This is a genomic window from Christensenella hongkongensis, from assembly GCF_000981035.1.
In the GTDB taxonomy this organism is placed as follows: Bacteria; Bacillota; Clostridia; order Christensenellales; family Christensenellaceae; genus Christensenella; species Christensenella hongkongensis.
This window is the reverse complement of record NZ_LAYJ01000112.1, coordinates 210,649-222,930: the sequence shown is the minus strand read 5'-3', so window position 1 is coordinate 222,930 and position 12,282 is coordinate 210,649. Positions and strand designations below refer to the sequence as shown.

Genomic DNA, 12,282 nt, shown 5'->3' with positions numbered 1-12,282 from the left:
GATTATTTTGCCTCCATGATACGCCCCACAAGCCCGGTATCGAGCTTTCCAGTGATCACGTCTTCATTGTTCAAAAGATCGAGTTGGAAATCCGCATTTGTTTCTACGCCGTCCACAACAAGCTCCGTAAGGGCTGCGCGCATTTTGGCCATTGCACGCTCGCGTGTGGGCGCGTGCACAATCAGTTTACCAATCATGCTGTCATAGGTTGGCGGAATCTGGTAACCGGTATACATTGCCGTATCAAACCTCACACCCGGCCCTCCCGGAAGGTGCAGCGCGTCGATCATACCGATTGACGGCATAAAATTCTTTTCCGGATCCTCCGCGTTGATACGGCATTCAATCGCATGTCCCATCAACGGAATATCCTTTTGCTCAAAGGAGAGCTTTGCCCCGTTCGCAACCAGTATCTGCTCGCGCACAATATCCTTGCCCGTAATCATCTCTGTCACCGGGTGCTCTACCTGCACGCGCGCGTTGAGCTCCATAAAATAATAATTGCCCGACTGCTCGTCGTATAAAAATTCAATCGTTCCCGCATTTTTATAACCGGACGCCTTCGCGGCGCGTACCGCCGCCTCGCCGATCTCCCGGCGCTTATCATCGCCAAACGCGATGCTGGGCGCCTCTTCCATCACCTTTTGGTTCCTTCTCTGCAAAGAACACTCGCGTTCGTACAAATACACCGCGTTTCCATGATTGTCGCACATGATCTGCACTTCAATATGCCGCGCGTCCATAATACATTTTTCCATATAAAGCGTCCCGTCGCCAAACGCCCCCAACGCTTCTTTATACGCCGCGTCAAACGCATCCTCAAGGTCTGCCTCCTGGTCTACCTTGCGTATCCCGCGGCCTCCGCCGCCGTTCGCAGCCTTGATCATGACCGGATACCCAATCTTCTTGGCGATCTTTTTGGCTTCGCGTGCGTTTTTAAGCGCCTCAAGCGAACCCGGAATAATCGGCACATCCGCCTCAGTCATGATTCGCCTCGCCATCAGCTTATCGCCCATTTTTTCCATTGCGTCCGCATCGGGGCCGATAAAAATCACGTTGCTTTTATTGCACATGCGCACAAATTTTGAATTTTCAGATAAAAAGCCGTAGCCCGGATGGATTGCGTCCGCTCCTGATATGCTGGCTGCAGAAAGCAGGTTGTACGCATTCAGGTAGCTGTCCTTTGGCGCAGGCGGCCCAATGCAATATGCCTCATCCGCAAGCTGCGTATGCAGGGCATTTGCATCGATCGTCGAATATACCGCAACGGTTTCTATCCCCATCTCGCGGCACGCACGTATCACACGAACGGCGATCTCCCCGCGGTTAGCAATCAAAACCTTATTAATCATTGAATACTCCTTCACTCATGCAAAGCGTTTGTGCGCGTCTTCAGTCCTGCTTCACAAGCACGAACAAAATCTCTCCCTCGCACACAACCTGATCCTTTACGGTCGCTTTGACTTTTCCCTTGCCGCCCATCGAGGACAGCCGCAGGATTTCCGTTTCGAGGATCATGTCGTCCCCCGGCTTTACCATGCCGCGGAAACGAACCTTATCGATTCCTCCAAATACGGCAAGACGCCCTTTATACTTCTCATCCTGCAAAATTGCAACAGCACCTGCCTGCGCAAGTGCCTCTGTAATCAATACGCCCGGTAAAATCGGATTCCCCGGGAAATGCCCTTTGAAGCAAAACAAGTCCTCGCGGATACGCCACAGCGCCTTGGTGCGCTTTGCCACCTCGCACTCCAGGACTTCGTCCAAAAACAGGAACGGGGCGCGATGCGGAATAATTTTTTTGATGCCTTCCTGATCAATCATTATCTGGCTCCCCCCGTCTTAAATATAGTTGAACAAAAGCTGGCCGTATTCCACACTGTCGCCGTCTTCGCAGGCAACCCATGTGATTTCGCCATCCTCTGGCATTGTAATCTCGTTCATCAGCTTCATCGCCTCAACCATGCAGATGATATCACCCTTTTTGAGCTTGTCGCCAATTTTGACGTCCTTGCCCTCTGAAAGCTTATGATATACGCCCACCAGCGGGGAAACGATTTCCTTGCCGCGGCTTTCCTGCTGAACCGGAGCCTCCGCCGTAGCAGGAGAAGCGGGCGCTTCTGCCGCAGGCGCCGCCGTCGGCATAGCAGCCACCGGTCCGGAAGCGATTTGCGCGGAAATCTGCGGAGGAGCCGTTACATAAACCGTTTTTGACTCTCCGGTGCCACGTTCCATTTTGAGACTGAAATCGCCGTCGTTTAATTCAAATTTACTCAAATCTGTGTCGTCCACAGCCTTGAGGAGTTCCAGTACTGATTTTAAATCCACTGTTTCGCACTCCTTTTTATCATTCAAAATTTATACTACTCAAACCTTTTTAAACAGCAGCGCCGCGTTATGTCCGCCAAATCCAAGCGAATTTGAAAGCGCAGCCTGCACGTCCAGTTTTCGTCCTTCGTTCGGAACATAATCAAGGTCGCATTCCGGATCCGCCACCTGGTAATTGATTGTCGGCGGGACAAAGCCGTCCACAATACTCATGATCGAAAAAATTGCTTCGATACCGCCTGCTGCGCCAAGCGCGTGGCCTGTCATCGATTTTGTGGAGGATACCGGGATTTTGCAAGCGTCTTCGCCAAATACCTGCTTGATCGCCATTGTTTCCGTTTTATCGTTAAGCTCTGTCGACGTGCCGTGCGCGTTGATATACGAAACCTCCGACGGCTTCATCTCCGCGCTGAGAAGCGCATTTTGCATTGCCTTGGCAACCGCTGCGCCGGTCGGCTCCGGGGCGGTCATATGGTAAGCGTCGCACGTTGCGCCATAGCCCACAATTTCCGCATAGATGCGCGCGCCGCGTTTTTTTGCCATTTCATATTCTTCCAGCACCAGCACGCCCGCGCCTTCGCCGATCACAAAGCCGCTGCGTTCCAGATCAAAAGGAATCGACGCGCGTTCCAGCACATCTGCTTTGGTCAGCGCCTTAAGCCCCAAAAATCCGGAGATCGCCAGCATTTTGATCGGAGACTCCGCGCCTCCGGCGAGCATCGCGTCCATATATCCGTCCTTAATCAGGCGGTAGGAATCACCAATGGAGTGATTGCCTGACGCGCATGCCGTTGCGATCGAGGTACAATACCCTTTGAGCCCGTGCCTGATGGCGAGGTTCCCCGACGCCATATTGCTGATCATCATGGGAATCAAAAGCGGGTTAACCCGCTTAAAGCCCTTTTCGTTGAGCTTGGTAACTTCTTTTTCCATTGTGTCAAGGCCGCCGATACCGCTCCCCACAAGCACGCCAAACCGGAACGGATCGCACGGGAGCTCTTTTCCCTGCTCAAGTCCTGCGTCCGCCATTGCCTGACTGCCTGCAATCACACCATATTGCGCATACTCGTCATAACGGCGCACTTCTTTTTTGTCAAGAAAATCAAGCGGATCAAGATTTTTCAGCTCTCCCGCAAAATGGACAGGCAAATCTTCCGCTCCTGCTTTGGTGAGCGGCCCAATTCCATTTATGCCGTTTTTAACGTTGTTCCACGCTTCATTTACCGTATTTCCGGTTGGGGAAAGGATGCCCATTCCTGTTACAACAACTCTTCTGCCCATATAATTTTGTTCCTTCCAATCTATAATCCGCCCGCAACGCTTATGAGCGCCACGCCGGCAAAGCCTTTGCCTGATCCCTTATTACATATACATTCCGCCGTTGACGGAAAGCACATGCCCTGTGATATAAGACGCCGCCTCGCTTGCAAGAAAAGCGACTGCGTCGGCAATGTCGTCCACAGAGCCGCCTCGCCTGAGCGGAATGCTGCCTAAAATTTCCTCGCGCGCCTTCTGGGGCATTGCATCTGTCATCGGTGTTTCCACAAAGCCCGGCGCAACCGCATTCACAGTGATGTTACGCGAACCGATTTCCTTTGCCAAAGATTTTGTAAAGCCAATCATCCCTGCCTTAGACGCAGAATAATTGGTCTGTCCGCCCTGACCGCACAAGCCGACTACGGAGGCCATGTTGATAATACATCCGCTTCTCTGCTTCATCATGTAAGGCACAGCATGGCGGCAGCAGTTAAATACGCTCTTCAGGTTCACGTTGATTACCGCGTCAAAATCCTCTTCTTTCATGCGGGCCAGCAAACCGTCCCGCGTGATGCCTGCGTTATTGACAAGAATATCGATAGAACCAAAGGTTTCCACCGTCTGCTTCATCATCGCTTCCACTTCGCCAAATTTACTTACATCCGCTTTGATCGCGATTGCCTTTACGCCCTTTTTCTCGATCTCCGCAACCGCTCCGGCGTAATCCTCGTCCTCAAATAAATAATTGACTACAATGTTATTGCCTTCATCCGCAAGCCGCAGGGCAAGTTCCCTGCCAATCCCGCGCGAAGCTCCTGTGATCAGTGCTGTTTTTGCCATTGTAAAATCCTCCAGTATCTCCGGAATCAAAATCCCAGCTCTTTGAGTCCGCTTACCGCCGCCTCAAACGATTCAAAATCATTGATACAATATGTATTCACGCCCTTGTCGATCCTGCCTGTAAAGCCTGTGAGCGTCTTCCCCGGGCCTACCTCCACGAACGTATCGTAGCCCTCGCCGATCATCGAACGTATAATCTGTTCGAACAGCACTGGGCTGGATGTCTGCTCCGCCATTACCTGTTTCATTGTCTGCTCTTCGTACGGCATTCCGGTACGGTTTGCATAAAGGATAAATTCCGGTACGCCGAACTGCGCGCCCTCAATCTCCCCCAAAATATTTTTTGCAGCCTGTGCCATATGCGACGAATGGAACGCGCCGTTTACCGGCAGCCGCATACACTTGATTTTATTTTCCTTGCAGTACGCCATCATCGCCTCGATGCGCGATAAATCCCCCGCAACCACGGTCTGCCCCGGGCAGTTGTAATTGACCGGAATCAAAACGCCGCCGCCTGCAAACTGCTGTGCAAGCTGCCTGACCTCCTCCGCCGTTTTCCCGAGCACCGCCGCCATTGCGCCTTCATGCTCCTCAGATGCCTGCTGCATCCACGCCGCGCGCTTTTCCACAAGCCGCAGCGTTTCCTCAAAGGGCAGCACGCCCGCAGCCGTTATCGCGGCATATTCGCCGAGAGAAAACCCCGCAGCCGCGCCGGGACGTATCCCCGCAGACTTCAAAGCCTCGTATGCAGCGACATCCACTGTAAAAACAGCAGGCTGCGTATTGATTGTCTGATTCAGTTCACTTTGCTCTGCCGAAAAGCACATATCCAAAATTCCGGGATGGACCTTCTCCGCCCGTTCAAACAATGCCCGCGCTGCGGGAACGTTGTCAAAAAGGCTTTTTCCCATTCCGGTCTTTTGCGCGCCCTGCCCGGCAAAAAGCACCGCCAGTTTACCCAATAGTCAGTTCCTCCAAACAAATATGCGAAAGCGCAAAATAGATACTTTTGCGCCCGCATTCCTGTTTCATTCTAAAAAAATAATTGCTTATTTGTTGTCTTCGATATATTTTACGAGGTCTGCAACGCTTTTCAGGTTTTCCGCTTCCTCCACGGATACGTCAAATTCTTCTTCGATGTCCATTACGATTTCAACCATGTCCAGAGAATCGATCTTGAGACTCTCAAAGGTTGCGTCCATTGTGATATCGTCAACGTCGATATCCATTTTGTCACTGATAATTTCCGCTATTTTCTCATAAATCATTTGCTTTTCCTCCATAGAAAAATAATTAATCAAACGCTTTGTAACCGCGTTTTTACCTGTTTACCACTCGTATACCGCGCAGCCGGACGATAAGCCGCCGCCAAAGCCCGCGATTACAAGCTTCTGCCCTTTTTTGAGCAAGCCCTTTTTGTTCATCTGGTCAAGCGCAATCGGAATGCTCGCAGCCGACGTATTGGACGTATCGTCGATATTGGAATAAAACTTTTCGATTGGCTGTCCAAGGCGCTGTGCGATGGTTTTCGTAATGCGCTGATTGGACTGGTGCATCAGGAACCAGTCGATTTCCTCAGGCGTTTTGCCCGTTTCCTCGAGCGCAACGTTGATGACGCGTTCCGCCTCGCGCGTTGCAAATACGTATACCTCGCGCCCTTTCAGCGATGCGTAGGAAGGCTGGACTATGCCGTCCACAAGCGTATTCATGCCGTTGATCTCAATGAGCCCGTCCGTATCCGGCTTGGAATACACCTCAAAATACTCAAGGTTATCGCCATACTCCACAACCATAGCGCCCGCTCCATCCCCAAACAGAATACAGCTTGCGCGGTCGTCCATATTCATAAAACGCGAGAGCGTCTCGCTTCCGCACACCAGAAACGGCTTGCCGCCCGGTTTCAAAAGGCCTTCCACCGCCTTTAGCGCAAACATAAACCCAGTACATGCAGAGTTTACGTCAAAGCAAACCGCCACAGGGATTTCAAGCTCGCGCTGGATCTGGCTTGCCACGGAGGGCACGCCCATTTCATTCGTCACAGACGCGACCACGATCCCGCCGAGGTCGTCCTTCGTGATCCCCGCTTCCTTCATCGCGATGTTTGCCGCGATTACGCACATATCCTTGTTCCACATTCCGTTTTCCACGTAATGCCGGCGCTTGATGCCCGTGCGTTTTGTGATCCATTCGTCAGACGTATCTATAATTTTTTCAAAGTCCTCATTGGTCATCACCTTTTCAGGCAGGTAACTGCCGGTGCCCATGATACGTATACCCATATTTCCTCCAGTAACGTCGTCCTCTTCTATAAGTCAAAATTTAGACAGTATAATAATATTCTAATCCACTGTAAATGTCAATCAAAACAGGAGCCGGAGGAACGCTCCCGCTTCTCCCCCCGCTCCTTTTATTCTTACTGATTCGCCTCTTTTGTGTAATTAAGCAGCCCACCTGCGAGCAGCATTTCACGCAGGCGCGGCGAAATACTCAGCTCTACTTCAAAGCTTGCTCCCTTGGTTTCGTTATTTACAATGAAGATTTCCCTGCCTTTCACGTTTTCACGCACACCGGTAATCTTCAGTACATCGCCCTGGTCGATCTTATCGTAATCCGCTTCGTTTACAAAGGTGAGCGGCAAAATTCCGTTGTTGATGAGGTTTGCCATGTGGATACGTGCAAAGCTCTTTGCGATAACGGCTTTAACGCCAAGATACAGCGGCGCAAGCGCGGCGTGCTCTCTTGACGAGCCCTGCCCGTAGTTATGCCCCGCGACAAGGATCGATTTTCCGGCTGCCTTCGCGCGGCCCGGGAACGTCTCGTCTACAGGCGTCAGGCAGAAATCTGCCAGATACGGAATATTGGACCGGTAGGGAAGCAGCTTTGCATTGGAGGGCATAATGTGATCCGTTGTGATGTTATCCTCCATTTTCAGCATAACCTCCGCCTCGATCTCATCCGCAAGCGGCTCGTGTTTGGGGAAGGGCTTGATGTTCGGACCGCGTACCACTTCTACCTCACACGCGCATTCCGCTGGAGGAATAATCATGTTGTCGTTTACCTCAAATTGCTCCGGCATATCGACGTCGAGGATCGAAAGGTCTGAAAGCTCCATCGCATCCGATAAGTATCCGTTTAATGCTGTCACCGCGGCCGTTTCAGGACTTACGAGATATACGCTTGCGCTTTTTGTCCCGCTTCTTCCAAAGAAATTCCTGTTAAAGGTACGCACGGAAACCGCATCCGTCGCTGGAGACTGCCCCATGCCGATGCACGGTCCGCAGGCGCATTCCAGAATGCGCGCGCCCGCATCGATCATATCGGCAAGCGCCCCGTTTTTGGCCAGCATATTCATCACCTGCTTGGAGCCGGGTGAAATCGTCAGGCTTGTATGCGGGTTTACTGTCTTTCCTTTCAGGATAGCCGCAACGCGCATCAGGTCGCGATAGGAAGCGTTGGTGCAGCTTCCAATACATACCTGGTCTACTTTGATCGGGCCGATTTCCCCGATCGTCTTGACATTATCCGGGCTGTGCGGCATCGCGGCCATTGGCTGCAGCGTGCCAAGGTCAATTACAATGTGCTCGTCATACTGCGCGTCCGCATCCGCAGAAAGAGGCGTAAAGTCTTTTTCCCTGCCCTGCGCCGCGAGGAATTCCCTTGTGGCTTCGTCACTGGGGAAAATGGAGGTCGTCGCTCCAAGCTCCGCTCCCATATTGGTAATGGTGGCGCGCTCCGGAACAGAAAGGGCTTTCACACCCTCGCCCGTATATTCGATGATCTTACCCACGCCGCCTTTTACGCTCATCACGCGCAGCACTTCCAAAATCACGTCCTTTGCCGATACGCCCGGTTTCAGCTCTCCCACAAGCTCCACATTTACAAATTCAGGGCAATTCAGGTAATATGCGCCGCCGCCCATTGCCACTGCAACGTCAAGGCCGCCCGCGCCGATTGCAATCATTCCAATCCCGCCGCCCGTTGGCGTGTGGCTGTCTGATCCGAGAAGCGTAGCCCCCGGCACGCCGAATCTCTCCAGATTCACCTGATGGCAGATACCATTGCCCGGACGCGAAGCATAGATTCCGTGTTTTTTTGCGACGCTCATAATATAATTATGGTCGTCCGCGTTTTCAAATCCGCTTTGCAGCGTATTGTGGTCAATATACGCCACAGACCGTTTGGTCTTTACGCGGTCGATGCCCATCGCTTCAAACTGCAGGTATGCCATTGTTCCGGTAGAGTCCTGTGTCAGCGTGTAATCGATACGGATGGAAATCTCGCTTCCGGGAATCATTTCGCCTGAAACAAGATGTTGCTCCAATATTTTATAAGCCAGCGGTTTACCCATTCTTTTTCTTTGCCTCCGTTATTCTACTTAATTATATACCTGCTTATTTTATACGTTTTACCTACTTTTTTCAAGTAGCGTGCCTTTCTTTTTGACGCTGTCGACTATATAATATAATATAGTATAGTATCATTAATTCAATGTGAAGTTGGTGTCATATGCGGCAAAAAACACAGAAGCAGTTTTTGCAAAAAAATATCGTCGTATTCGTTTTGGCAATCGTATGCTGCCTGCTCTGGGGAAGCGCCTTCCCGGTGGTAAAGCTCGGCTATGCCGCCTTTGCGATCTCCTCAGGGGACACCGCCTCGCAAATCCTTTTCGCGGGGCTTCGTTTTGCTCTTGCTGGCGCGCTTGCCATTCTTATCGGCAGCGTATTGAAAAAACGGTTTCTTCTTCCGCAGAAGGCCTCCCTGCCGAGCATTGGCAAACTGGCCCTCGTCCAGACGATTGCCCAATATCTGTTTTTTTATATTGGCCTTGCGAACACCACCGCAGTGAAATCCGCAATCATCGGAGGCACCTCCTCCTTTCTGGCCATCCTGATCGCATGCTTTTTGTTCCGGCAGGAAAAATTCACAAAAGCAAAGTTTGTAGGCTGCCTGCTTGGATTTTCCGGCATTATTGTCGTTAACCTGCAAAGCCTTGGCTCCGTTTCCGGCTTCACCTTTTTCGGCGAGGGCTTTATCCTGTTTTCGAACATTGCCTATGCCATGTCCTCGTCCATGATCAAAATCTATTCCAAACAGGAAGATCCTGTGGTTCTTTCCGGATACCAGTTTTTATTCGGCGGTATTGTGATGACAATCGTCGGACTTTTGCTGGGCGGCGCGCTCCCCCATATTACAATGCAGGGAATGCTCATGCTTATTTACCTGGCGCTTGTTTCTGCGATTGCCTATTCCGTATGGGGGATGCTCCTGAAATACAATCCGGTTTCCAGGGTTGCCGTATTCGGCTTTATGATACCGGTATGCGGCGTACTCCTTTCCGCGCTGCTGCTAGGAGAAACAGATCAGGCATTCCACCTGCAAAGCCTTTTGGCACTGCTGCTGGTTTGCGCCGGAATCATCATAATCAACAAGGTTCGCCCGCCAAAAAAGAATGCGGCGCTCTACAAAAACTGATAGCGCTTCAGGTTATCTGGTTACAATAAAAAGAAGGACGGTTATTAAGAAATGATTACAGTATGGGGCAAATTATACAAAAATGGTAAAACGCTTCTCGCCAGCACCTGCACAAGCAGCAAGCCGGATTTTTCGGACGCTCTTTTGGAGTGCCTCGAAAGCTTTGCCAAAGAATTCGACATAGAAGTACCCATGTGGCATTCCAATCATACCAAACAAATGGGGCTGTTCCGTAAGGCGACATTCAAGCCGGATGATTTTGTGGACAGGTTCCCCTATGATAAATTTGAAATACAAATTCTGGACAGCTGACAGACTGCCAAAAGAAAGGATCCCATGAAAAAAATTGCTTTTTACGACGCGAAGCCATACGACAAAACATGGTTTAACGAGTACAGCCGCGAATACGGTTTTGAATTGAAATATTTTGAAAACAAGCTGAATGCGGACACTGCGGTTATGGCGGGCGGCTGCGACGGCGTATGCGCCTTTGTAAACGATACGGTAGATGCGGAAACGATAGACGTTCTTTACCAGAATGGTATCCGCGTGCTTGCATTGCGCAGCGCGGGCTACAACAACGTTGATTTCAAGGCCGCCTGGGATAAAATACATATCCTGCGCGTACCCGCTTATTCGCCATACGCCGTAGCCGAGCATGCAATGGCCCTGCTTTTGACTTTGAACCGCAAAATCCATCACGCCTACAACCGTACGCGGGAATTTAATTTCAGCTTAAGCGGCCTTGCCGGCTTTGACCTGCACGGAAAAACAGCGGGCGTAGTAGGCACCGGGAAGATCGGCCAGATTTTTATCGATATCTGCAAGGGCTTCGGCATGAAAATCCTTGCGTACGACCTTCATCCGAATGAGGAGCTGGGCATCGAATATGTGGACTTTGCCACCCTTTGCCGCGAATCGGACGTAATCTCCCTGCACTGCCCGCTGACAAAGGAAACGCAGCATCTCATTAATGGCGGCTCTATTTCAGGTATGAAAGACGGCGTAACTCTGATCAATACATCCCGCGGAGCCCTTATTGACAGCGAGGCGCTTGTAGACGGACTGAAAAGCGGAAAAATCGGCGCGGCGGGGCTTGACGTATATGAGGAGGAAAGCGAGCTCTTTTTCGAAGACTTTTCCAATACCGTCGTGCAGGACGATGTTCTCGCGCGGCTGATTTCCATGCCCAACGTAATCATTACGTCCCATCAGGCGTTTCTTACGAGGGAAGCATTGCAGAATATCGCCCGGGTGACGCTCGAAAACTTAAGCGCATATTTTCAGGATCAGCCCCTGTTTAACGAAATCTGTTACCAGTGCAAATCAATGCCCTCGTGTGATAAGTTCCATAACAAACGGTGTTTTTAAATTTCTCCCTGATTTGCCTTCTCGTTCTCCATGCAGGGCTTGCAAAAGCCCTTTGCCGCAGGATCGTCGTTCGGCTGAAAGCCAACGCCCCTGATTTGCCCCGCCTCTCCTACGATAATAAAGGCGTTGGGATCGATTTTATGGATCAGATGGTACATCTTCGTTACCTCCGGCCTGCGCACCGCGCAAACAAGCATCTCGCCTTCCTGGCCGGTATATACGCCGCGCGATTTGAGCGCCGTAACGCCCCTTCCAAGCCGGCAGATGATTTCATTTGCAATAAGGTCGTTTTTCTTTGAAATAATAAACAGCATCTTACCGGTGGCAATGCTGGTACCGTACAAAATCGCGTCGATTACCTTTGATTCGATAAAAATGACGATAATCGCGTACAGTGGACTTTCCAGGTTCCCATATACGAAGCCGGAGCACGCAACCACGATCACATTCGTAATCAATATCATTTTCGCCATCGGAATATGCGGCCATCGCTTGCTCACGAGGTTTGCGACAAGGTCTGTGCCTCCCGTCGTGCCCCCGCGCATCAGTATGAGCGCAATCCCCGCTCCATAAAGCGCTCCACCAAATACGATCGTAATCAGCGGATCGCCCTGATAGACCGGAAGCAGCCCCTCCGTCACATCAATCATCACCGATGAAATGATCGTCGCGGCGACGGTCTTGATCACAAATTGAAAACCGAATGCAAAAAATCCCAATAGAAACAAAGGAATATTCATCACGATCACCATGGTACCAATGGGCAGCCCAAACACGTAATTGAGCATAGTCGCGATACCGGTCAGCCCTCCCGGCGCAATGTTGTTCGGCGATATAAAGGAATTAATCGCGATCGCAAATACAAAACTTCCCACCAGGAACAGTATGAGATCGATCGTCAGCGTTTTGGCGTTAATGCGTTTCTTCATCCTAATTGCCTCCTCATTCTGAAAAGCATCCAGCATACCCTTTTTCCACTATTTTAGCACAAATAACAGTTGACTCTCCCATTGT

At 50.9% G+C, this 12,282-nt stretch carries 13 protein-coding genes; 3 read left to right on the top strand and 10 right to left on the bottom strand.

The window, feature by feature from the left end; all coding sequences use genetic code 11:
- Positions 1–2 precede the first annotated feature (2 nt).
- From accC to CHK_RS11005, 9 genes are all read right to left on the bottom strand, one after another.
- Complete coding sequence (gene accC / locus CHK_RS11045; RefSeq protein ID WP_046444099.1) at positions 3–1,352, bottom strand: acetyl-CoA carboxylase biotin carboxylase subunit; 1,350 nt, start codon at positions 1,350–1,352, stop codon at positions 3–5.
- A 40-nt stretch (positions 1,353–1,392) separates the two neighbouring features.
- Entirely contained in the window at positions 1,393–1,824 is a 432-nt protein-coding gene (gene fabZ / locus CHK_RS11040; protein ID WP_046444098.1) for a 3-hydroxyacyl-ACP dehydratase FabZ, read from the bottom strand.
- Between the two features lie 18 nt (positions 1,825–1,842).
- Positions 1,843–2,328 (bottom strand): acetyl-CoA carboxylase biotin carboxyl carrier protein, encoded by a 486-nt coding sequence (locus CHK_RS11035; protein WP_046444097.1) that lies wholly within the window; start codon positions 2,326–2,328, stop codon positions 1,843–1,845.
- Between the two features lie 39 nt (positions 2,329–2,367).
- On the bottom strand, positions 2,368–3,609 hold the full coding sequence (gene fabF, locus CHK_RS11030; RefSeq protein WP_046444096.1) for a beta-ketoacyl-ACP synthase II: 1,242 nt from the start codon (positions 3,607–3,609) through the stop codon (positions 2,368–2,370).
- A gap of 81 nt (positions 3,610–3,690) precedes the next feature.
- Complete coding sequence (gene fabG, locus CHK_RS11025; protein WP_046444095.1) at positions 3,691–4,425, bottom strand: 3-oxoacyl-[acyl-carrier-protein] reductase; 735 nt, start codon at positions 4,423–4,425, stop codon at positions 3,691–3,693.
- 26 nt (positions 4,426–4,451) lie between these two features.
- Positions 4,452–5,387: an ACP S-malonyltransferase gene (locus tag CHK_RS11020; RefSeq protein ID WP_046444094.1), complete on the bottom strand. Its 936-nt coding sequence runs from the start codon at positions 5,385–5,387 to the stop codon at positions 4,452–4,454.
- An 87-nt stretch (positions 5,388–5,474) separates the two neighbouring features.
- Positions 5,475–5,693, bottom strand: coding sequence for an acyl carrier protein (locus tag CHK_RS11015; RefSeq protein ID WP_046444093.1), 219 nt, complete (start codon positions 5,691–5,693; stop codon positions 5,475–5,477).
- Positions 5,694–5,753: 60 nt separating this feature from the next.
- On the bottom strand, positions 5,754–6,704 hold the full coding sequence (locus CHK_RS11010; RefSeq protein ID WP_046444092.1) for a 3-oxoacyl-ACP synthase III family protein: 951 nt from the start codon (positions 6,702–6,704) through the stop codon (positions 5,754–5,756).
- Between the two features lie 134 nt (positions 6,705–6,838).
- The gene (locus CHK_RS11005) at positions 6,839–8,773 is read right to left on the bottom strand and encodes an aconitate hydratase (RefSeq protein ID WP_046444091.1); all 1,935 of its coding nucleotides are present in this window, start codon (positions 8,771–8,773) and stop codon (positions 6,839–6,841) included.
- A gap of 185 nt (positions 8,774–8,958) precedes the next feature.
- Here CHK_RS11005 and CHK_RS11000 point away from each other — a divergent pair, with 185 nt between their 5' ends.
- Genes CHK_RS11000 through CHK_RS10990 form a run of 3 tightly spaced genes read left to right on the top strand, consistent with a single transcriptional unit; the run spans position 8,959 to position 11,268 of the window.
- Positions 8,959–9,897, top strand: coding sequence for a DMT family transporter (locus CHK_RS11000; protein WP_307757335.1), 939 nt, complete (start codon positions 8,959–8,961; stop codon positions 9,895–9,897).
- Positions 9,898–9,948: 51 nt separating this feature from the next.
- Positions 9,949–10,209 (top strand): hypothetical protein, encoded by a 261-nt coding sequence (locus tag CHK_RS10995; protein WP_046444089.1) that lies wholly within the window; start codon positions 9,949–9,951, stop codon positions 10,207–10,209.
- Between the two features lie 24 nt (positions 10,210–10,233).
- Positions 10,234–11,268, top strand: a complete 1,035-nt coding sequence (locus tag CHK_RS10990; RefSeq protein WP_046444088.1) for a 2-hydroxyacid dehydrogenase — start codon at positions 10,234–10,236, stop codon at positions 11,266–11,268.
- On the opposite strand, the gene CHK_RS10985 is transcribed toward CHK_RS10990, so the two are convergent.
- Entirely contained in the window at positions 11,265–12,197 is a 933-nt protein-coding gene (locus tag CHK_RS10985) for a YitT family protein (RefSeq protein WP_082103527.1), read from the bottom strand. The two genes, CHK_RS10990 and CHK_RS10985, sit on opposite strands and share 4 nt — an antisense overlap.
- Positions 12,198–12,282: the final 85 nt, after the last annotated feature.

Excerpts from the sequence above, each read along its gene's own strand:
- accC (WP_046444099.1), bottom strand. The coding sequence starts at position 1,352 with ATGATTAATAAGGTTTTGATTGCTAACCGCGGGGAGATCGCCGTTCGT.
- fabZ (WP_046444098.1), bottom strand. The coding sequence starts at position 1,824 with ATGATTGATCAGGAAGGCATCAAAAAAATTATTCCGCATCGCGCCCCG.
- fabF (WP_046444096.1), bottom strand. The coding sequence starts at position 3,609 with ATGGGCAGAAGAGTTGTTGTAACAGGAATGGGCATCCTTTCCCCAACC.
- fabG (WP_046444095.1), bottom strand. The coding sequence starts at position 4,425 with ATGGCAAAAACAGCACTGATCACAGGAGCTTCGCGCGGGATTGGCAGG.
- CHK_RS11015 (WP_046444093.1), bottom strand. The coding sequence starts at position 5,693 with ATGATTTATGAGAAAATAGCGGAAATTATCAGTGACAAAATGGATATC.
- CHK_RS11010 (WP_046444092.1), bottom strand. The coding sequence starts at position 6,704 with ATGGGTATACGTATCATGGGCACCGGCAGTTACCTGCCTGAAAAGGTG.
- CHK_RS11005 (WP_046444091.1), bottom strand. The coding sequence starts at position 8,773 with ATGGGTAAACCGCTGGCTTATAAAATATTGGAGCAACATCTTGTTTCA.
- CHK_RS10995 (WP_046444089.1), top strand. The coding sequence starts at position 9,949 with ATGATTACAGTATGGGGCAAATTATACAAAAATGGTAAAACGCTTCTC.
- CHK_RS10990 (WP_046444088.1), top strand. The coding sequence starts at position 10,234 with ATGAAAAAAATTGCTTTTTACGACGCGAAGCCATACGACAAAACATGG.
- CHK_RS10985 (WP_082103527.1), bottom strand. The coding sequence starts at position 12,197 with ATGAAGAAACGCATTAACGCCAAAACGCTGACGATCGATCTCATACTG.